The organism is Spiroplasma endosymbiont of Phycita roborella, from assembly GCF_964031195.1.
Lineage (GTDB): Bacteria > Bacillota_I > Bacilli_A > Mycoplasmatales > VBWQ01 > Spiroplasma_E > Spiroplasma_E ixodetis_A.
On record NZ_CAXIQJ010000005.1, the window covers coordinates 169,066 to 189,826 of the forward strand.

At 24.2% G+C, this 20,761-nt stretch carries 19 protein-coding genes and 2 pseudogenes; 13 read left to right on the forward strand and 8 right to left on the reverse strand.

The genetic code is table 4. The annotated features are described in order from the left end of the window. The first annotated feature begins 307 nt into the window (after nucleotides 1-307). The 4 genes from topA to AAHM95_RS06845 all read left to right on the forward strand — a co-directional run bounded on the left by topA (nucleotide 308) and on the right by AAHM95_RS06845 (nucleotide 4,546). Nucleotides 308-2,269, forward strand: coding sequence for a type I DNA topoisomerase (topA, locus tag AAHM95_RS06830; RefSeq protein ID WP_338978939.1), 1,962 nt, complete (start codon nucleotides 308-310; stop codon nucleotides 2,267-2,269). A gap of 9 nt (nucleotides 2,270-2,278) precedes the next feature. After that, nucleotides 2,279-3,202 carry a tRNA pseudouridine(55) synthase TruB gene (gene truB, locus AAHM95_RS06835; RefSeq protein WP_252320746.1) on the forward strand — a complete coding sequence of 308 codons (924 nt, stop codon included), beginning with the start codon at nucleotides 2,279-2,281 and terminating at the stop codon, nucleotides 3,200-3,202. Then, nucleotides 3,147-4,079, forward strand: coding sequence for a riboflavin biosynthesis protein RibF (gene ribF / locus AAHM95_RS06840; RefSeq protein WP_342274467.1), 933 nt, complete (start codon nucleotides 3,147-3,149; stop codon nucleotides 4,077-4,079). Before truB ends, ribF begins: the two co-directional genes overlap by 56 nt. Nucleotides 4,080-4,216: 137 nt before the next feature. Beyond that, on the forward strand, nucleotides 4,217-4,546 hold the full coding sequence (locus AAHM95_RS06845; RefSeq protein WP_342274468.1) for a hypothetical protein: 330 nt from the start codon (nucleotides 4,217-4,219) through the stop codon (nucleotides 4,544-4,546). Between the two features lie 22 nt (nucleotides 4,547-4,568). On the opposite strand, the gene AAHM95_RS06850 is transcribed toward AAHM95_RS06845, so the two are convergent. Further along, a complete protein-coding gene (locus AAHM95_RS06850) occupies nucleotides 4,569-5,372 on the reverse strand; it encodes a phosphotransferase (RefSeq protein WP_342274469.1) in 804 nt (267 codons plus the stop codon). An 83-nt stretch (nucleotides 5,373-5,455) separates the two neighbouring features. Here AAHM95_RS06850 and AAHM95_RS06855 point away from each other — a divergent pair, with 83 nt between their 5' ends. Both AAHM95_RS06855 and rdgB read left to right on the forward strand, forming a co-directional pair. Beyond that, nucleotides 5,456-5,989: a cob(I)yrinic acid a,c-diamide adenosyltransferase gene (locus tag AAHM95_RS06855; RefSeq protein ID WP_338976195.1), complete on the forward strand. Its 534-nt coding sequence runs from the start codon at nucleotides 5,456-5,458 to the stop codon at nucleotides 5,987-5,989. Continuing rightward, nucleotides 5,989-6,582, forward strand: a complete 594-nt coding sequence (gene rdgB / locus AAHM95_RS06860) for an RdgB/HAM1 family non-canonical purine NTP pyrophosphatase (protein WP_342274470.1) — start codon at nucleotides 5,989-5,991, stop codon at nucleotides 6,580-6,582. Before AAHM95_RS06855 ends, rdgB begins: the two co-directional genes overlap by 1 nt. Nucleotides 6,583-7,331: 749 nt before the next feature. Here the strand turns inward: rdgB and AAHM95_RS06865 are convergent. Next, nucleotides 7,332-8,249 (reverse strand): hypothetical protein, encoded by a 918-nt coding sequence (locus AAHM95_RS06865; RefSeq protein ID WP_342274471.1) that lies wholly within the window; start codon nucleotides 8,247-8,249, stop codon nucleotides 7,332-7,334. Between the two features lie 241 nt (nucleotides 8,250-8,490). Further along, a complete protein-coding gene (locus AAHM95_RS06870; protein ID WP_342274472.1) occupies nucleotides 8,491-9,138 on the reverse strand; it encodes a hypothetical protein in 648 nt (215 codons plus the stop codon). A gap of 136 nt (nucleotides 9,139-9,274) precedes the next feature. Between AAHM95_RS06870 and AAHM95_RS06875 the strand changes: the two genes are divergently transcribed. The 4 genes from AAHM95_RS06875 (at nucleotide 9,275) to AAHM95_RS06890 (ending at nucleotide 12,050) form a co-directional block, all read left to right on the forward strand. Then, on the forward strand, nucleotides 9,275-10,549 hold the full coding sequence (locus AAHM95_RS06875; protein ID WP_342274473.1) for a hemolysin family protein: 1,275 nt from the start codon (nucleotides 9,275-9,277) through the stop codon (nucleotides 10,547-10,549). 75 nt (nucleotides 10,550-10,624) lie between these two features. Continuing rightward, complete coding sequence (locus AAHM95_RS06880; RefSeq protein ID WP_342274474.1) at nucleotides 10,625-10,816, forward strand: hypothetical protein; 192 nt, start codon at nucleotides 10,625-10,627, stop codon at nucleotides 10,814-10,816. Beyond that, nucleotides 10,794-11,696: a hypothetical protein gene (locus tag AAHM95_RS06885; RefSeq protein ID WP_342274475.1), complete on the forward strand. Its 903-nt coding sequence runs from the start codon at nucleotides 10,794-10,796 to the stop codon at nucleotides 11,694-11,696. The genes AAHM95_RS06880 and AAHM95_RS06885 overlap by 23 nt, the downstream gene beginning before the upstream one ends. A 93-nt stretch (nucleotides 11,697-11,789) precedes the next feature. Beyond that, nucleotides 11,790-12,050: a hypothetical protein gene (locus AAHM95_RS06890; protein ID WP_342274476.1), complete on the forward strand. Its 261-nt coding sequence runs from the start codon at nucleotides 11,790-11,792 to the stop codon at nucleotides 12,048-12,050. Nucleotides 12,051-12,288: 238 nt separating this feature from the next. On the opposite strand, the gene AAHM95_RS06895 is transcribed toward AAHM95_RS06890, so the two are convergent. Then, nucleotides 12,289-13,164, reverse strand: a complete 876-nt coding sequence (locus tag AAHM95_RS06895) for a Cof-type HAD-IIB family hydrolase (protein ID WP_338976204.1) — start codon at nucleotides 13,162-13,164, stop codon at nucleotides 12,289-12,291. Nucleotides 13,165-13,176: 12 nt separating this feature from the next. Further along, entirely contained in the window at nucleotides 13,177-14,202 is a 1,026-nt protein-coding gene (gene trpS / locus AAHM95_RS06900; protein ID WP_342274477.1) for a tryptophan--tRNA ligase, read from the reverse strand. Nucleotides 14,203-14,392: 190 nt separating this feature from the next. Here trpS and AAHM95_RS06905 point away from each other — a divergent pair, with 190 nt between their 5' ends. The 3 genes and pseudogenes from AAHM95_RS06905 to AAHM95_RS06915 all read left to right on the forward strand — a co-directional run. Beyond that, entirely contained in the window at nucleotides 14,393-14,659 is a 267-nt protein-coding gene (locus tag AAHM95_RS06905) for a hypothetical protein (RefSeq protein WP_342274478.1), read from the forward strand. A 4-nt stretch (nucleotides 14,660-14,663) separates the two neighbouring features. Further along, entirely contained in the window at nucleotides 14,664-15,686 is a 1,023-nt protein-coding gene (locus tag AAHM95_RS06910) for a hypothetical protein (RefSeq protein WP_342274479.1), read from the forward strand. Nucleotides 15,687-15,934: 248 nt separating this feature from the next. After that, nucleotides 15,935-16,246 (forward strand): annotated as a pseudogene (locus tag AAHM95_RS06915) (transposase); the annotation flags it as partial. A 43-nt stretch (nucleotides 16,247-16,289) separates the two neighbouring features. Here the strand turns inward: AAHM95_RS06915 and AAHM95_RS06920 are convergent. The 3 genes and pseudogenes from AAHM95_RS06920 to AAHM95_RS06930 form a co-directional block, all read right to left on the reverse strand. Beyond that, nucleotides 16,290-17,270 (reverse strand): annotated as a pseudogene (locus AAHM95_RS06920) (IS256 family transposase); the annotation flags it as partial. Between the two features lie 101 nt (nucleotides 17,271-17,371). Beyond that, entirely contained in the window at nucleotides 17,372-18,613 is a 1,242-nt protein-coding gene (locus AAHM95_RS06925) for a DEAD/DEAH box helicase (RefSeq protein WP_339041415.1), read from the reverse strand. Nucleotides 18,614-19,071: 458 nt separating this feature from the next. Then, nucleotides 19,072-20,679 (reverse strand): hypothetical protein, encoded by a 1,608-nt coding sequence (locus AAHM95_RS06930; RefSeq protein ID WP_342274481.1) that lies wholly within the window; start codon nucleotides 20,677-20,679, stop codon nucleotides 19,072-19,074. Between the last annotated feature and the right edge of the window lie 82 nt (nucleotides 20,680-20,761).

Below are 20,761 nucleotides of genomic sequence, written 5' to 3' on the forward strand. Positions count from 1 at the left end.
TTAATAAATTAGAAAGTATTTCAGAATTAATTTCGCTCTCATTTGTGTTTAAAAATTTTATTTTTATGTTCCTTTCAAATCAAAATAAAAACCTATTTATTTACAAAAATAAATAGGATAAAAACTTATATTAAATTTTTACTAAATAAATATAGCATAATTTATATATTAATTGTTAATAAGTTATTTAAAATTTTTATAAAAAAGCATATATCCAAAAAAATATTGACTTTCGCGTTAAAGTTATATATATTACAAAATAGTATTTGAATAAAGTTAATAAATTATATATAGAGGAAGATATAAGATGCCATCAAAATTAGTAATCATGGAATCTCCAGTTAAAAGTAAAGCAGTACAATCATATTTAGGTAATGATTATTTAGTGTTATCTTCGGATGGACACATTCGTAATTTAGCAATTAAAGGTCAATATGGTTTGGGAATTGATTTAGAAACTTTTGAACCAATTTACAAAATTGATCGCAAAAAAATGCCAAAGGTAAAAGAATTAAAAAGTAAATTAAAAAGTATTACTCATGTTTATCTAGCAACCGATCATGATCGCGAAGGAGAAGCAATTGCTTATCATTTAGATCAAGTATTAGCAACAAGTAATATATCATCACGAATAACTTTTAATGAAATTACTAAAGATGCAATTTTAACAGCATTTAAATCTCCACATAGTATTGATTTACCATTAGTTCGTAGTCAAGAAGCAAGAAGAATGGTTGATCGTATCATTGGTTTTCGCTTAAGTAATCTATTACAAAAAAAGATCGGTTCACGTAGTGCAGGGAGAGTACAATCAGTAGCATTAAAATTAATAGCAACAAGAGAACGTGAAATTACTAATTTTATTAGTAAAGAATTTTGAACAATTAATAGTACTTATCAAAAAAAAATAATATTAAATTGTGAAAAATATAAAGAAGAACTGTTAGTTATTAATAATGAACAAGAAGCAGTTGCTATTAAAAATGCATTAAGTGATAGTTATCAAGTAATTTCTGTTACTGAACAAAATCGTAAGCGTAATTCATTAAATCCATTTACTACTAGTAGTTTATTACAAGCAGCATCAACGCAATTAAATTTTAGTACTGCTAAAACAACGCTTATTGCTCAGCAATTGTATGAAGGAATTGATGTTAATGGAACACTTACCGGATTTATTAGTTATCCTCGTACTGATTCAATACGTTTAAATGATAAATTTATTGAAAATGCCAAAACATTAATTGTTAATGAATATGGTGACCAATATCTTGGGCAGAAGAAAGAACAGACTAATAAAAAAAATGTGCAAGATGCTCATGAAGCAATCAGACCAACTGATTTAACAATGAATAATAAACGTGCTATTGATTTTTTAAATAAAGATCAATTAAAACTTTATAATTTAATTTATTTTCGTGCCCTTAGTTCATTAATGGCACCAGCACAATTAATTAGTACTACTGTTTTATTTAAAAATAATGATTATCAATTTCGTTTAACAGGACAACAAATCAAGTTTAAAGGATTTTTAACGCTTGATATAGAAAGTCTTGAAAATGAAGAACTTTTAGTTTTACCAAAATTTGAAAAAAATCAAATTATTAAAGTTGAGTCAGTAAATTTACAGCAACACTTTACTAAACCAAAACCAAGATACACAGAAGCTAAATTAATTAAAACATTAGAAGAACTAGGAATTGGTCGACCATCAACTTATAATCCAATTATGAACACTATTAAAGAACGCGGTTATGTTATTATTGAAAATAAGTCTTTTAAAGCTACTGAGAAAGGTCTTTTAACTAATGATAAACTTCAAGAGTTTTTTTATGATATTATTAATGAGACATATACTTCACAAGTTGAAACTCAATTAGATCAAATTGCTCATGGTAATTTTGATATGCATCAAGTGGTAAAAGACTTTTGAGTTAAGTTTGAACCAAGGATTGATGATGCTTTTGATAAAATGACTGAGTTTAAAATTAAACCAGTTTTATTAGATCAAGATTGTCCACTTTGTGGTGCCCCACTTGTGCAAAGAACAGGAAGATATGGTAAATTTAACGGTTGTTCAGCATTTCCAAAATGTCGATATATTCAAAAACAATTAGAAAAAATTAAACCTTGTTTAGTATGTACAGATGGTTGAATGGTTGTTAAATCTTCAAAACAAAATCGAAAATTTTTAGGCTGTACTAATTATCCAAATTGTAAACATGTTGAAAAGTATCAAGAAATAGCTTCTGATAAAGAAGTAAAGTAGGTGAAACGCATGTTAAAAGATTATATATTATTAATAGATAAACCTTCATTTATGACATCACAAGATTGTCTTGTTGTTATTAAAAAACGTTTGAAATTAAATAAAATTGGTCATACAGGTACGTTAGATCCTTTAGCAACAGGACTAATGGTAGTACTTGTGAATGAAGCAACCAAAATTAGTGATTTTATTTTAAAAAGTGATAAAGTTTACATTGCAAAAATGCAACTATTTTTAAAAACCGACACCGGCGATATTACTGGTAAAATTATTGAATCAAAACCACATCTTGATTTAAAAGAATCAGAAATTGTTAAAGCACTTGAATTTTATAATAATCGTCAATATGAGCAAATAATTCCTGCTTATGCAGCAGTTAAAATTAATGGTAAAAAACTTTATGAATATGCTCGCGAGAATATTCCTGTTGAATTACCAAAACGTAAGGTTTATATTAAATCTTTAAAATTAATTAGTTTTAATAATGATTTAGTTACTTTTGAAGTAGTATGTTCAAAAGGAACTTATGTTCGAGCTTTGGTTACTGACATTGCTAGAATTTTACATACATCAGCAACTTTAACTTATTTGAGAAGAATTCATCAATCGGGTTTTGATTTAAGTAATGCCTTAAATTTAGATGTTATCAATGAAGAAACAGTTAGTAAAAATCATATTAGTATTTATGATGGTGTTAAAAATATTATGCCAGCGATTGTTGTTGATAATAGTAAAAGTGTTATTGATGGTAAACCTTTAGTTATTGATAGTACTAATGAGCCATATGTTTTAGTTGTTAATTCTGAACATTTGCCATTAGCTATTTATCGTAATCAAAAAAATAATTTATACGTAAGCCAACGAGGTTTTAAATGTAATGAAGATATTAAAATTGAAAAATCTAAATATTCAAAATCAAAAATTGATGTCTAAACCAATTATTGCTTGTTGAGGATTTTTTGATGGTATTCATCAAGGTCATCAAGCCTTATTTAAACAATTATTAGTTAATTCAACAATAAATAATTATCAAACATGTATTATTAGTTTTGATAGAAAACCACAAAGTGTAATTAGTAATAAAAATAATGAGGTTTTATTAAGTAATGAAGATAAAATTAAAACAATTGCTAAATATAATTTTGATTATTATTGGGAAATTAAGTTTAGTAAAGAAATAGCAACACTTTCACCAGAGCAATTTATTTCGTGATTATTGGCAAATAATGTTAAAGCAGTAGTTGTTAATCCAAATATTAGGTTTGGTTATCAAGGGCAAGGTAATATTAAAACATTACAACAATCTTCATTACAAGTTTATCTTTGTAATGATATTATTATTAATAATAACAAAGTTTCTTCAACTTATATTAAACAACTTTTACAAAATAAAGATATTAGTAGTGCTAATCTTTGTTTACAACAAGAGCCATATACAATTAGTGGTAAAGTAGTTCATGGTATTAAAGAGGCTAGAACGATTAATTTTCCAACTGCTAATTTATCGTTATTAACAAACTATGCACTACCAGGTCTTGCTACTTATATTACGCTTACTGAAGTAGATAATAAATGATATCAAAGTATGACAGTAATTATGTTACGTAATAATAAGCCGTTAGTTGAAACTTACTTATTAAACTTTAATCAAGATTTATATGGAAAAATCATTAAAGTTAGATTTTTAGATTTTCTTCGTGATAATTTAAAATTTACTAATTTAGATGATTTAAAAAAACAAGTGGATAAAGATTTAATAGAAACAATTAAATATTTTGCTAATTCTAGTAGTAAATTATTAAAGCCATAATAATTGTGATATTCTTTATATTTACAATAATTATTAAACATTATAAATACTATTTATTAAAAACTATTTCCAGTAAAATTAAATTTTATGGTATATGCTAATGAAAAATAAAAAAGAAAAAAGGGAGTAAATAAATAATGAAATATTGAGTAAAAGAATTTATAAATCAAATAAAAGATAATAATGAAATTTGTGCAAACTGTGATTATAAAGAAAATTTACATAAAAATATTACTTCAAATGATAATTGTCAAATTGTAAATGATGAAAGAATGCCATTGTTACAAGAACACACTTCAAATAATAAATGTATAGTTATTGAAATAGAATCAAACATTTCAGCTGTTAATAATATAGTAGAAATAAATTTACAAGGAAAACAAATTGAACAAAAAAACAGACTACTAATAAATTACCTAATTATGGTTCAATTTGTTAAGAAGTTAAAACTACATAATCAGACTTAAAATGATGAATTATTTAAATAACTTATTTTAATAGATTAGTTAATTTACTTTCACTAATTTCTTTATATATGTTTAAATTAGTTTGTTCGTATAAATAACAAGCTCAATAATATCAAATTAAATTTTGATAATTCATTCATTTTTTAGCAATAATTGTTTGTTCATTATTTAAATTAAAACAATTAAATCAAGTATTAATTTCGGTTTCAGAAGTTAAACTTTCAGAAGCAAAAGAGGCAATATCAAATAATTCATCATTTCAATAGGCAAAATCTCAATCAATTAAATATCAGCAATTATTTTTTTTAACAAAATTATTTAATGTTAAATCATTATGAGATAAAACAATTGTTGTTGGTTGATAAGTAGCAATTCATTTGATTACCTCACTGGTTATTTTTTCTAAGCAAGGATTACTAGTAGTTAAATTACAGTATAAATTAAGTTGTTCTAAGCCTTTTCAAGTTTTAATTAATGATTTATTATCAAATTTAATATTATGTAGTTGTTTTACCAATGATGAAATTTGTTCTAATATTTGTTTATTAATTATTTGTTCGCTTAAATTAATTAAATTATGATAATATGGCATTAAGGTTAATAGTTTATTATTATTAATATTGACTTCATTAATAGGTAATGTAAATTTTTTTGATTTAATTAATTTAATAACATTAATTTGATTTGTAAAATTCAAAAAAGGTTGCAAAATATCTTTAGATTGTTTTAAAAAAAAATGTTTATTTACTAAAAATAAGTCATTAGTTAAACCTTTTGTTTTTAATAGTTCTAATTGATATGGTGGTTTAATAGTTTTAAATTTCAAAATGACACCTCTATTTTGCTTGTATTGTCCGTAATAAAATTATACAATTTATTAAATAAAAATTATTGAAAGTAAGTGATAGTATGTTAAAAAAAGGTTATATTCATATTTATAAAGGTGAAGGAAGAGGTAAAACCTCAATTCTTAATGGTATGGTAATTAGAGCATTGGGTAATAATCTTAATGTTAGTTACTTACGTTTTTTAAAAAATCGTCCTTCTGGTGAAATTAATTTTTTAAAACAAAATACTAAACTTAAAATTGAAAGTTTTTATGAATCTTCGCAAAAATTTTTTTGAGAAATGGATGAAGAAGAAAAAAATAAATTAAAACAAGAAACTAATTATGGTCTTACTAGATTAAAACTGTTAAGTCAAAGTGATAATACTGATCTTATTGTTGTTGATGAAATTTTAGGGTGTATTCAAAATAATTTGATTAAAGAACAAGACTTAATTGAAATTTTAAAAAATAAAAAAAGACATATTGAAATTGCATTATCTGGTAGATATGCATCTTTTGCCTTAGAACAATGTGCTAATTTAATTAGTGAAGTTAAATCAATTAAACATTATTTTGAACAAGGTCAAATTGCTCGTGAAGGGATTGATTATTAATGATTGCTAAAACCTTATGGTTTGCATCTAATAATATCGGTAAAATTAATGAATTAAAGAGTATATTACAAACAAAGGGATATAATGTCAAATCAATGTTAGATCTTAATTCTCCTCTTGAAATTAATGAAACAGGTACATCATTTATTGAAAATACAATTTTAAAAGCAACAACACTTGCAAAATTAGTGAATGGTCCTGTTATTGCTGATGATTCAGGATTAGAAATATTGGCTTTAAATAATTTTCCTGGTATTAACTCAGCACGATGAAAGGGAGAAATGTCCTATCATGATGCAATGTTAGACATTTTAGAACAAATGGAAGGTGAAACTAATCGTGCAGCAGTATTTATTTCTGCTATTGCTTATGTTGATTTTGATCATAAGATTACTAAAGCATTTATTGGTAAACTTGAAGGTGAAATCACTACTGAGATAAAAGGTAATGATGGTTTTGGTTACGATCAAATATTTTATGTTCCAGTAGTACATGCTACTTTAGGTGAATTGTCATTAGCAGATAAAAATAAAATTTCTCATCATAATTCAGCAATTGAGCAATTATTAACATTTTTACAAGAACAAAATTAGATAGTTAAAATGAAAATAAAAAGGATGATTTAATTTTGTCATAATCATTAACAGATTCATAATTACCATTATTAACTGGTAATAACAATAATATTAAAACTACCACTACTCCTATTTGAAAATCAAGAATAAAACCATTTAGTTTAATTAGTTTATCATGAACAGTTTCAATAATTATGTCACCAATTGTGGCAATAACTAACTATTGAAAAAATACTACCAAATTTGAATTTGTAAATGGATGAAATGACTTTATTATGAGACCCACTACTTTTATTAGTAGTGAATTAATTAATTCTTTTTTATAGTTTTTCTTTTTTAAAGATTAATTTTTGTTTAGAAACTATTTTAAATAATAGTTTAAGTAAAATAGATAAATTAAAAAAATTTAGTAAAGATACTATGTTAGTTATATCATTTTAGTAATAGTTTACTTGCTTATTTTTTAGTGATATTTTTAAAAAATGAAAGAATGGTTTTATATAAAAAAATAACGCAAAATGAAGTTGATTCATTATAAGAAGTAGTTGTTATTGGATTTACTAGAACATATAATACTTTTGGTAGTGCTGAACTTTAATATTAAAACATAGTATTAGTTATGATAGTTTTTTTAATATTCAAGAAATAATAGAAAATGCTGAACGAGAGGCTACTATTAATAGTAGTCAAAAATTTAATTTTATTTCAATATAAGTTATTTTAAATTGATTTTAAAAAGATTGTAACTTTTAAGTTACAATCTTTTTTTACATTTTTGGTAAATTTGGCTTAAATTCAGTTGTTGTTGATTGATTTTGCGAATCCATGGTGTTAATTTTTGTGATTACTTGTTTTGGTCAAAATACTTCTTTTTGTTCTTTTGTAAAGAGTTCAATTTGTTTTATTGTGAATGCAGGTATTTGTTCACTTGTAAAACTTTGTATTTGTTTTGTTGTGAGTGCTTGTATTTGTTGAATTGTAAAACTTTGTATTTGTTCTGCTGTAAATGATTGTATTTGCGTTTGAATTTGATGTGGTATTAATGCTTGAATTTGTTCTATTGTGAATGCAGGTATTTGTTCACTTGTAAAACTTTGTATTTGTTTTGTTGTGAGTGCTTGTATTTGTTGAATTGTAAAACTTTGTATTTGTTCTGCTGTAAATGATTGTATTTGCTCAGGTAATAATGCTTGTATTTGTTTTTCTGTTAGTACTTGTATTTGTTCTGTTGTAAAAGCAGAGATTTGTCAAAATGTAAATTGTTCAATTTGATGTGGCATTAATGCGGGTATTTGTTCGCTTGTGAGTGCTTGTATTTGTTGAAGTGTAAAACTTTTTATTTGTTCTGCTGTAAATGTTTTAATTTGTCAATTTGTTAATCATTTTATTTGTTTTGTTGATAATCTTTGTATTTGTTCAGTTGTGAGTGTTGAAACCAATATATTTGTGCTTCTTTTTTTATGTCTATTTTTGTTTTTAGTTGTTGTTAATGGCGTTGTTATTTGTTGTCTTAACTTTTTTCCTCATTCTTGTGATTTTAAAAAATTTTGATATGTTTGTTCAACTTTATTTTTGTATTCTTGAATAGAATTTTTTCAAGTAATATTTTTTATATTAGTAGGATCTGTACTGTTAGTATTAAAAGTTACCAATTCACTGGTATTATTAATAAGTAAATCATTCATTTTAGATACCTCTTTTTAACTATAAAACTCATTACTTTTTTTAAAGTAATGAGTTAGAAATGTTTAGAATTATTGTTATTTTTACTAAATCTGCTTATCTACTAAAATTTTAGCACCTTATAAATAAAATACAATAAAAAATAAACACGTATTTTAGTTATATAAATTTATAAAAAATGGAATAAAAAATATTAAGAAATAAAAAAGTAAAAGAAGATATATAATTATCTTCTTTTAAAAATTATATAGTTTTTTTAGCAGCAGTTTTTAATAGATTACCTGTGATTAAAGCTGTTAGTTGATCAAAAAACTGATTTGGACCATCAATAGTTCCTCATTCTTGACCAACAGTTATTAGTTTACCTTTATTAACAATAAAAACAATTGGTAAAGCTTTAAATGCTCTTTCTTTATCAACAGGATTTTGAATTTCCTTGACACCTGAATCAGCAACAGGTGCTGAACTATTATCAGAAATTTTATGGTCAAGTAGTCAATGATAAATTTGTTGTTGTCAACTAATTTTTTTATCATTTCAAAATTGGTTAACAATATCACTACTAGGGTTGGCATAAGGAGATTTTTCATAAATTTTAATATCAATAGTTCCATTAGTAGTAACACTGTTTATTTCAGTTTTCTTTTCTGTTAATCAGTTATCTCATTTACTTGGTACATTATTATTTTTGATTTGCATTGTGTGTAAACCGTCAATAATTTGCTTAGAAAGTGGATTATCAGCAGCACCAAGTATACCAAAAAAAGCATGCCCACTATTAACATCACTAATAAATTCTTGATATTTTGAATCATCTGTACAAGCACTAACTTGTAAACTAGTTGTTGTGCCTATTATTAAGACTGCTATTAGTCCAAATTTTTTACGCATTTATTTTCATCACCTTCAATATAATATCATAAAGTTATATGAGTAATAAATTAATAATTAAATATAACGTACTAAGTATACTATGTTATAATCTTAATAACAATATAAAAATCAAAAGGAGTAGTTTTTTTTCTATATGGACAGTAATTGGTATATTTATTTAATAATATTGCTAGTTTTATTATTTTTAAGTGGTTTTTATTCATCTGCTGAAACATCATTAACTTCTTTAAATGTTATAAGAATTAAATCTATTGGTAAATTACGTAGTAAGAAAAGTCGTCGTGCTAATATTGTATTTAAGTTAGTTAAAAATTATAATGTAACTTTAACAACAATTTTACTTGGTAACACAGTAATTAATGTTGGAATTGGTACTTTAAGTACCATATTATTTATTGATTCTTTTCATGTTTCTCCTACTTATGGTCCTTTAATATCAACTTTAGTTTCGGCGATTGTTGTTTTAATTATTGGTGAAATTATACCTAAAAGTGTTGCAAAATTACATCCTGAGACAATAGCTTTAAATTATGCATATATTTTGTATATTCTTAATATTATTTTTTATCCAATAACTTTTATTGTTACTTTATTTCAATTTAAAAGTAAAAAATCAACAAGTTCTGAACAAGAACTTATTGAACTGATTTCAATAATTGAAAGAGAAGGAGTTCTTGAAAAAGCAGAACGTGATTTAATTGAATCTGCAATTAAATTTGATGAAAAATCAGTTTTTCAAGCTATGCATCCCAAAAGTAAAATTAAATATATTTATGATGATACGCCACCTAAAGTTATTAAACATCTATATTTAGAAGAAAAATATAGTAGAATTCCTGTTTTAGATCATGTTAATCAAAATGTAATTGGTATTTTAAATATTAAAGAATTTATTATTAATATGTTAGAAAATGAAAATCCAGATTTATTACAATTAATGTTACCAGCAATTTTTATTTCTAAGCGTACTAAGTTAAATGAAGCATTGGAAATTTTACAAACCGAAAGAATGCATATGGCTATTGTCTGCAATAATAAAGATAAAAAAGATTTTAATGGTATTATTACACTTGAAGATATTCTTGAAGAATTAGTTGGTAAAATTTATGATGAAACTGATGAAATTGGATTGATACAAGAAATAGGAACACATAAGTTTCGTGTTGATGGTTCTTCAAAACTTGAAGTATTATTTAAACGTTATTTAAAAAGAAAACCTCCAAATTATAATAAACAAACTGTCCAAGAATGATATATGTTTAAAACAAAAGTAAAGAAAGTAAGGAAAAATAGCCCACTTTTAAAATTTCGAAATTTTTCATTTAAAGTTATAAAGGTTCGCAAAGAATTTGCTGTTTTTGAAGTTGAAATTTTTACTAATAAAAAAATTAAAAATAAATGAGAATAGTTAGTGCAGTATTTTTATTTAAATGCTACAATGTAAAATCATAATTATAATTATGATATAAAGGGGAGGTTAATTATGAAAAAAGGTATTAAATTAGTAACTATGATTACAGCATTAAATCTTGTAACAGTTAATGGTTTAATGTTAACGTTTTCTCCAGACAGTGATCATTATGTCTATTTAAATAAGCATGATGCTAATGCTAGTTTATTAAAATGAAAACTTTCACCAGAAAGATGCAAAGATGGTAAAAAAATATGAATATAAAATACATCAAATGGTAAGTAAAGAAAGTATTGATGAATTTAATAACTTGTATGATAATAATAAAAGTGATGTAATTTGAAGTAATTATGATAGTTTACAATATGATTTAACTCATACTAAAATTGGTGGTAAAACCATTGATGTTAATTGAGTTGAAATGTATAAAAAAGCTGGTTTAAATAATGAACAATTACAATTAGCAGAGCAACAACAATTACGTTTTTATAATATTTTTGCTAAAGTTTTTCATAAAAACACTGTTATTAAACTAATTCAAAAAGTAGCACCAGTTGCTGTAAGTGATAGCACAGTAGCATGAACTGCTTTTAATTCAAAAGCTGATAATCAACGTATGGGTTATGGTCCTGAATTTGCAAATATTAATTTAATTGATCAACAATTTCAAGAGGGATTTTGATCTTCAGATCAAATAATTAGTGTTACAACTCACGAATATGGTCATGCTTTAAGTAATTTTATTGGTTTAAGTGCTGATGAAAGAAATTCATTTAATGCTAATTGAAAGTGACCAGATAGCAGTTATAGTGATATTAATACTAATATGACATCAGTTTCTCATAAACTAACCGTTAACAATGATAACAAACAAATTTATGATCGTACTTGATATTTAATTGATTATTTAGGTCAACAAGCAAAATTAACTAATATTAAGCAAAAATTATTATTTGGTTTAATAACAGTTAATAGTAATTATGGTCGTAGTGCCTGATTTAATGGTAAATATAATATAAATCTTGATGATGAATTTTTTGCCGAAAGTTTTGCTAGGTGAATTTTAACGCCCCAGAATCAGCGTGATTGAGGATGAGAATTAGAAAATAGTTTTTTCTTACATTATTTACCAACGGTTTTATAGCATTTTACTAGTTAAAAAGGAGAAATAATTCTCCTTTTTTATTATTTGGTATAATAAATTTAAATAAAAGAATTGAGGAAAGTAGGTAATTTTATGTTTGGCAAAAATATCCATGATCATGAATCACAGCAAAAAAGTTGTTTAAAATGTCAGTATGAAAAACTTTTTAAAACAGGTAAAATATTATTTGATGAATGAGATAAACAACCACCAGCATCTGCTCAATTACTTAAAATAAAAAAGCAATTAAATGAATTAAAAATTAAAATTGAAGAACAAAAAAATGATTCGGAATTAAAGTTTTGTGCCAATCACCGAGAAATTTTTGACTTCTTGCCTTTAGAAGTTTTATAGTTTTTTTGTATTAATAGTATTAAAATATTTATATTTAGTAGAAATTAATGCCCTATTGTTTTAAAAAATAAAACAATAGGTTTTTTTATTTTAGTATATTAAATTTATAAAAAACTTTTTTAAATAAAAACCTATTTACTTTAAAAATAAAGTAAATAGGTTAAAAACTTATATTAATTTTTAAAAACTATATCATATTACAAATATAGAAATAATAGTTAATATATTTTCATTCCTATTAAATATAAATTTCACTTTCTTCATAAAGATTTAATAATTTTGCTAAATGATCACCAACTCCACCCTCATCATTAGTTTTAGTAGTAATATCATTGGCAATACTTTTAATAACAATATTACCATTTTTCATTGCTACACCATAGCCAACTTCCATCAACATTTCTTTATCATTAATTTCATCACCATAAGCAATAACATCTCTAATATCAACATTATAATATTGAGCCAAAATGCGAGCTGTCATTCCTTTATCAATAAATTTACTTGAAATTTCAAAGATTAGTTTATTATTATCATAGCGATTTCAAGTATTTACCTTAATTGAGTTTGAATATTTTTCTAAGTCACGATATACTTGATCAAGATTAGTATTTTCTTTAAATTCAATTAAAATGGCATTAGCGCTCCCTTTTCAATCACGAATTAATTTACTAATTGTAAAAGTATCATTCTCAATAGTATCTAAATGAAAATAAGTTTCAAAGAAATCATCTTTTTTTCAACATACTGCTTTGTTGTAATATTCAATAACCGCGTTTTCAATTTGTTGAAAAATATAGTCTTCATTTAAAATATGTTTAACAATTGTTTCAGAAATTGGAAAAACTAATCGTTTGAATTTTTTGATTTTTGGATCATGAATATGGCCACCATTAAAATTGCATAGTAATGTATTAAGACCTAATTCACGATAAAATTTAATTGATCCACGATAAGGTCGACCAGTGACAATACAAACAATATGACCTTGTTTTTGAGCATCAATTAGTGCTTTTTTAGTATTAATATGAATTTCTCGACCACCACTTTTTAATAGAGTACCATCTAAATCAACTAGGATTAAATGTTTTTGTTTTTTATTGTATAAAGACATTATCTCTTCCTCCTATCTTTCTTTCTCGATAAAATTAATACCCATTGTGTCTTGAACAAAGTTTAATTTTTTAGTAGCAATATTATTAGCAAAATTTGCACCTTCTTCTAAATATTTTGCTAATTGTGATGATTTTTCGTTAATAAATTCTTGGTATTTTTTTTGCATTGGTTCTAATAAATCATTTATTACTTTAATTACTTCTTCTTTTAAAAAACCATAATTGTGATTGCTGAAGTATTGTTCACAAGTTTTGATATCTTTTTTAGTAATGCTAGCATAAATAGTTAATAAATTACTAACTCCAGGCTTATGTTCTGGATCAAATTTAATAATATTTTCTGAATCAGTAACTGCTTTTTTAATTTTATTGGCAACTTCTTGTTTGCTATCGCTTAAAAAAATAGTATTTTTTAGATTAGTATCAGATTTTGACATTTTTTTTTCAGGTTCTTGTAAACTCATAATTTTCTGTGCTTGTTTATCAATAATGATTTTAGGAATTTTGAATAAATCAGTTTTATAATTGTTATTCATTCTTGTTGCTAAAGTTTTTGTCAATTCTAAATGTTGAGTTTGATCAACACCAACTGGCACAAAATCAGCGTCATATAGTAAAATATCAGCAGCCATTAATGCTGGATATGTAAGAATACCTGTTGGAATACTAATCGTTTTATTTTGTTGATTTGTCATTTTTTGACTTTTATCTTTAAATTGTGTCATTCGTTCTAATTCACCGACATAACTATTACATAATAATATATATCCTAATTGACTATGGGCTAAAACATCAGATTGAATAAAAATATGAGATTTATTTGGTATAATACCAGCAGCAAAATATCAAGCGGCAATATCTTTAATATTATCTCTTAATTCTTGTGCTTTTATTGGTAGTGTTAATCCATGTAAATTTGCAACAAATATTAAGAGTTCATGTTCTTCTTGCAATTTTAAAAAATTATTAATTGCTCCCAAGTAGTTACCAAGAGTTAATTTTCCAGTGCTAGTTATTCCGGATATAATACGAGCCATATATTTTGCTTCCTCCAAATTATTTTTTTAATATAATTAATTATCAATGATAAAGTTAAATAATTCAATTAATTATATTAAAATTTGTTTGATTTTGATATAATAAAAACATAAATTAAAAATAGTTTTTGACCCATAGCTTTTATTTTTTAAGAGTAATGGGTTTTTTACTTTATAAAGGAGTTTTTTTATGTTATTTGGAGAAGAAAAATATAAGGATGATTTACAAAAATATTTAAAGAAAATAAAAGATCGAAACAATGTGAAAGAATATCTTCAAACTCTTGGGTTAAAACTCGAGGAATTAGAAATCAAGAAACAAAATATTGCTGAAAAACAAGCAAGTTTTGAATTTGAAAGAAAACAACTAGAAGATATATTGAAGAAAGCTGAAAGTCAATTAAGAAATATCAAAGATAGTGAAGATAAAAAAAACATTTATTGAACAATATGTTAATCAGATGACTGATAAATTAAAAGCAGTTAATGAATATATATATACTTTAGAAGTTGAAAGTAAAGAAACTAGTAAAGATATAAAAAACAGAAATCTAGACAGAGTAGATAACAGAAGAACCTTAGAAAGAATTAGAAATGAATTATTTAATTTAAAAAAAATAATTCAAGAATCATCTTTTTTTAATGGTAGTTTAAAAGCATTAAAAGAAAATATGACAAAATTACAAGAAGAAAAAACTAAAATATTAAATTTAAAAAAAGAAATTTTAAAAAAAGAAGAATTGAAAGTGGAATTACAAAGTTTAGAAAAGTTAATTGCATTAATAAAACAAAAATCAGAAATTGAATTAGAAATTGAAAGATTAGAAAAAAACAAGGAACAATTAACAACAGAGATTGATGTAAATAACGGTCAAATACAATCTATTTTTAATGATAATGAAACTTCTAAAGAACAATTAATCACAAAAATAGATGAAATAAATTTAAATATTAAAACATTAAATGACAAGATAGATGCAAAAACTAATTCAATTTCTCGTTTAGAAGAAGAAATTGAAAGTAATGATAAAGATATTAATTTAAAAGTAAAAGATTCAGAAAATATTTTTCAGAATCTTTTACTTTTACAAGATTGAAGAGATAGTAATTGACGTCGTGTTATTGCAATATTAACTTTTGGCATTTTTTGTAGTTACAAAAGTGTTCAAAAAAAATTAGATAAAGAATTTGTTAATCGAAGTAATATAAATAAAGAAATTGCTGATTTACGAATGACAAATGAAAGTAAAATAAAACAAAAAAAAGATTTGTCTGATGAAATATTAAAACATAAAAAAGAGACAAATATATTAAAGGAAAATTGACTAGTATTAAAAGCACAATTAAGCAAAAAGAATAATACTAAAGAAATAGAAGATTTAAAAGTAACTAATAGTCAAAAACAATTTTTATTAGAAAATACAATACTAAAAATTAAACAACAAAGAGAAAAATTAAAAAATATTTCAATTGAAAATACGTAACCATTAACTGATTTAGAAATACTTCAAAAAGAAAAAAGTGATAAATTAAATTCATTAAATGCCATTAGTTTAGATAAACTTGATAAAAATATAGAAACAGTAATAGTAAGAGAAAGTGAATTAAAAATAAAAATTAATGAAAATGAATCATCTATTTCAGATTCTAGTTTAGATAATTTTAAGATAGAAGTAGAAATTGAAACAAAAAAACAACTTTTAGAAATAGAACCATTTACTAAACATTTCCTAAATGAAATAAACAATATCCTCAAATTACTAAATCTTGATATAAAAATTGAGATAATTTAATGGTTTTTATTAGTTATCCAGTAGAAATCAAAAGAGTGATTTATACTACAAATGCTATTGAATCTGTTAATAGTCAATTACGAAAAATCATCAGAAATAAAAAAGTTTTTCCTAATGATATGGCAGTTTTCAAAATATTTTACTTGGCAATTGAAAATATAACAAAAAAATGAACATTGCCTATTCAAAATTGAAATACAGCAATTGCTCATTTTATGATAAAATTTGAAGACAGAATTAATCTAAATTAGTAACTTTGTAAAACAAAGATACACAGATTATTAAAAAGCCTCTATCTCAATTTTTATATCAAGATTTAGTAATTTGAGGATATTGTTTATTTCATTTACTTTCAAACGATTCTAAAGCTTGCATTGCTTGTTCTTCACTACATGCACTATAAATTGGTTTTAAATCTGCAACTAGACCTTTTCGATGTTTGTATGAAACATATTTTAAACTATTTCTAATTTGATGAACAATGCATAATTGATGTTCTGTTTTAGGATAAACTGATTGTATTGCTTCTGACATGCCTGTTAAATTATCACTACAAGCAATAAGAATATCATTTAAGCCACGATTTTTCATTTCTGTGAAATTAGATAATCAAAACTTAGAACCTTCATTTTCACTAATTCATAATCCTAAAACATCTTTTTTGCCTTCTAAATTAACTCCTAATGCTATATAAACTGATTTGTTAATAATCCGTTTATCTTGTCGTACTTTAACTACTATACAATCAAAATAAACAATAGGATAAATACTTTCTAATGGTCGATTTTGTCATGCTTTAACATCATCAATAACATCATCAGTAATTTGACTAATAACACTTTCACTAATATCAGCACCATGATATAACTCTTGCAACTGCATTCTAATGTCAGATAATGTCATTCCTTTTGCATACAAGGAAAGAACTTGTTGATCAAAACCATCAAATCTTCTTTGCCTTTTAGGAACTATTACAGGAGTAAAATTACTATTGCGATCTCTTGGTACATCAATTTCAATTTTACCTTGTTGAGTTATTAATTTTTTTGAACTTGTACCATTACGAGCATTTTCAGTAGTACTATGTTGATTTTTTTCATATCCTAAATAATTTTGCATCTCAGAATTCAACATTTTTTCTACTAATCTTTTTGTTAATTCTTTATATAAACCGCCAGGTTTAAAAACTGTTGTTAAATCTTCAGTATTTTCTAGTAATAAATCTACTGCTTTTGATATTGGATCATTATTATTAAAGTTATCTTTTTTAGCCATCTGTAACTCACTCTTTCTAGTCATTTAATTATATTTACTAGAATTAATTAAACATAGTTATTTTTGTAAGTTACACAGATTACTAAACATTTCCAATAATTTTAATATTTTGGTTTTCTTTTTCATTTTGAATTATTATCAACATTACGTTTAAAATCATTTCTATTGTTATGAGATGAAAAATTTAATTTAGTCGGTACTTTAACAACATTTTTAGGTAAATCTCAACCTGTAGTATCTAGTAAAGTAATTTCGTGATTTTGATAATATTGAATTTCTTGAATTTCATTATATTGAACTCTATTACTTACTAAAGTAATAGCAGTGCCTTGTGCTCCAGCACGAGCTGTTCTACCAATACGATGAGTATAGTACTCATATTCGCGTGGAATATCATAATTAAAAACATAATCAATACCATTAATGTCAATTCCTCTAGCAACAACATCAGTAGCAATTAGTACTTTAACCTTACCATTTTTAAATTGTCTCATTGCTTCCATACGTTCTCTTTGACTTTTATCACCGTTAATAACAGCACATTTAATATTATTTTGTTCTAATAATTGTGCGATTTTGTTAGTAAAATCTTTTGTATTTGAAAAAACAATACTTAATTGTGGTTGTAATTTTTGATATAAAGCAACTAATGCAGTTTCTTTTGTTATATTACGACAATCAAAATAATATTGTTTAATATTTGCTTGTTGTAATTTTTGACTTTCATCTTCAACACTAATACTAACTGGATTATTTTGATAATCATCAGCAATTTTTAAAACTGGTTTTGACATTGTCGCTGAAAAAAGAACAGTTTGAATATTTTGAGGTGAATTTTCAAATAAGAAATCAATATCTTTTTTAAATCCCATTTTTAACATTTCATCTGCTTCATCTAAAACTAATGTTTTAATTGAATTTAATCTTAAACTGCCACGATTAATATGATCAGTAATTCTTCCTGGTGTTCCAACAACTATGTTACTAGTTCTTAAATCATATAATTGATTTCTAATATTAACACCACCGCATAATAAAGCAACATTAACGCCATTTAAAAAATAAGCATATTTTTTTACTTGTTTAGCAACTTGGATTGCCAATTCTCTAGTTGGACAAACAATAATGGCTTGATTACGATATAATTTTATATCTAAATTATGTAATATAGGTAAGACAAAGGCAGCAGTTTTTCCGGTTCCGGTATGACTTTTTCCAATAATATCTTTTTTTTGTAAAGAAACTGGAATTGTCTTCTTTTGAATTGGTGTTGGGGTAGTATAACCCCATTTAGCAATAGCAGCAGTTAATTCTTGTTTTAAATTTAGTTCTGTAAAACTCATATATTTCTCCTTAAAAATAAATTTTGAATAAATTTAGAAAAAATGATAATTATAACCTGAAAAATAACCTCTAAAAGAGGATTATTTTAAAAAAGGATTAGTTTTATTTATTATTTATATATAATATACTTACTTACATTTTAAAGTATTAATTCATCTAATTTTTCTAAAATTAAAAGTTGTCAAATAATTTCATGATATTATTTATTTCTTTGACATCATTAACAACTTTTTTGATATTTTTTTATCAATCATATCTTAAAAGAAAATTGCGAATTAATCAACAACTTAAATATAATACACTATTTTTAATTAAATGTAAAGATAAATTTATAGAAATGAAAATATAAAAATAATAATTAAAATACTATACAAATTTTTAAATTTATTAAAATTAAAAATTTAAATTATATTAGAAATTTTTTATCATAACAAAAAATTTTGAAAAATAATATAAATTATCAAACATCAGTATCTGCTTTTTTAATAATTCAATTATCAAATAAAATATGATTATTTTTATGATTCTTAATCATTCCAGTTAAAAAATTAGTGTTTGCATAACGAATAGTTAAATAATTATAACCATGCATACCACCCGCATTTCTTTTAACTTTAAATGTATTATCATCTACTTTTTCCACACTAGTTCTATCACTTAAAGTTGGATTTTTTGCTCCTTTTCAAAGACCATTTAAAGTAACTGAAATATTACCTTTAATAAGATTTTCGGTTGTAGCTTTAGAACTTATTTTTGAACTAATATAGTCACTAATATCACTCATTGTTTTATTATTTTGAACAAAATTATCAAAATCTCCGGGATTCATATATATTGTTAAATTATTATCAGTAGTGATATCAATACGCCCTTTAGCAAATTCACTTTTTGTATAAAATATTTTACCTAATGCTGTTGCTGTTTGCTCTGCTCATTCACCTTGCGTTTGATTAGGGCTAATATTAATAAAATCTAAAGTCATTGGCGTTAATCTTAATCCTGAAATGCTTCAATCACTAATAGTGATTTTTCCAAAAGCATTAATTTTATTTTTACTTTCTTCAGGCACTCCTTGTTTTCCAACAAGTCACTTAGTAATCTCATCTGAAAAAGTTGTTGCTGTTGGTGATAAATAATTTTTCAAAGAATCAATTGCTTCATCAATTGTAGATTTAGTAAGCGCTTCATACATATGATCACCACTAGCATAAACATCATTTTTTTGAAGAACTTCTGATTGAGCATTAATATCAACTTTAGTAATATTAACTTTATCGTTATTAAGTTTTCTAGTAATTAATTCTTTTGCTTTTTGTAATAAACTTTCACTATCAGTAGTGGTGCTTTCTATTTGTATCATAAAATCTTTTAATACTTTTGTTACATTACCAGTTGAAGCTTCAATTAAAGACTTTAAATTAGCGCCAGTATTAGCGTAATTAAAATCAAAAATATTAGATACTTCAATTTCTGTCTTTTTGTTACTTTCATCTTTATAAGATAATTTTAATTTTAAGTCTGCAGCAAGTTTATATCACATTGTTATGTTATACGTTGCTGGATCATAATTTTCAATATCAAAATCAGCTTTTTCCTTAGTTCAATTGAATTGTTTATTTGTCATTTTTGTTCCATTAAAATCAATTTTTAAAATTTCACTAGTAGTTATATTATTAAATAATGGTTTTAAATCAGATGGTTGTAATAAATAATCCTCAATAATAAGATTTGTAATATCTTTTTGAAGCCTAGTTAAAAATATATCCTTTATTTTACTATCAACCAGAGTGTCACTATCTTTAGGTAAACTATTTAAATTAGTAGTAATATCTTTTCCAGATTCACCAAATTCATCTTCAAAAGTTAAATTCTTATATTCACTAATTAAATTTGCAAGTCCTAAACTAATTTGCTCTTTAGCTTTTTTTAATAATTCTTGTACATCAGCATTTTCCGATACTTCATCATCAGTATCAGAACTATTACCATTTCCACATGCCACTACATTTACTGCTAATGGTGCTGTTAATCCAAAAATTGCTAATAATTTTAATATTCCCTTCACTCTAGTACCCTCCTAAAATTTCTTTTAATATATTTTATTAAAGTTTTAGTATATTCTATAATATTTATAATTAAAATGTTGT